General features: G+C 49.5%; 1 protein-coding gene. It reads left to right on the top strand.

Annotated elements, in window-relative coordinates; genetic code table 11:
• Positions 1-200: 200 nt before the first annotated feature.
• Positions 201-1,132: IS30 family transposase (locus HPS54_RS12765; protein WP_172345770.1), on the top strand; the 932-nt coding region annotated here is incomplete at its 3' end.

Genomic DNA, 1,132 nt, shown 5'->3' with positions numbered 1-1,132 from the left:
TGAAGCTTCCAAATCGAAGTGCAAAACTTTGATTATGGAATAGCCATTACCTCACTCCTCTCGTGAGGGGCTGCCCGAGCGGCGGGGGCGGACGAGACCGCCCCCGAGAGCGGACAACAGCAGGATATCTGGCAATACAAGCTAAATACAAAAAAAGGAGACCGAAGTCTCCATAAGATTAACTAACTTTGTATTGCCTTATGTATCATCAGTTAACCTCGCAGCAAAGGTCGCAAATTTTCGCCTTACTGCAAAGAAAAACAAAAAGAAAAGAAATCGCCCTGATTGTAGGGTGCAGTCAGTCAACGATTTGCCGCGAGCTCAAACGGAACTCCACGGCCAAAGGCAACTATCTGTGGGATAAGGCCCATGCCAGAGCGATGGAGCGCCGTAAGCGAAGCACATCCAACAAAAGGCTTGACAGACTGCTTGTCTGGCGAATAAGGCAGATGATAACCGACCACCAGTGGTCTCCGGAGCAAATCCGGGGAGTGCTGTCCAAAGAAGGGATAAGCATATCGGTACAAAGCATCTACAACATCATCAATGCAGATGAAAGCGGAGAACTGCGCCGTCACCGCCGGCATCCGGATTTCAGACGCAGACCCAAAGGCATGCGCAAGCCGACCAAGGCAACAAACATTGCCAACCGCACAAGCATACATGACCGGCCGCCCGAAGCTGACGGAAAACGCTTCGGTGACTTCGAGATGGATCTGATTGTCGATGCTCACGGACATGCGATACTCGTGCTGCTCGAACGCATGACCGGCTTCGTGATGATGGAGAGACTCAGGCACGGCAAAAAAGCAAAGCCATTGGCAAAAGTCGTGGTAAGGATGCTTTTCGCATATCGTAAATATCTGAAAACCATTACCACTGACAACGGCAGCGAGTTCGCCGCACACCTTGATATTACTGCCGGTCTGCGTGTGAAAGGACTTAATGACGTCACTGTCTATTTTGCCGACAGCTACTGCTCATGGCAGAAAGGAGCCGTGGAAAACGTCAACAAACTCATCCGACAATACATCCCCAAAAAGTCGAATTTCAACGATTTCTCCGACAATTACATTCGGAATGTCGGAAAGAAACTGAATCTCCGTCCACGCAAAAAACTCAATTTCTCAAC

Source organism: Xylanibacter caecicola (assembly GCF_013166515.1).
In the GTDB taxonomy this organism is placed as follows: domain Bacteria; phylum Bacteroidota; class Bacteroidia; order Bacteroidales; family Bacteroidaceae; genus Prevotella; species Prevotella caecicola.
Note: the sequence above shows the minus strand (reverse complement) of the source record. Positions and strands in the feature narration are given on the sequence as shown.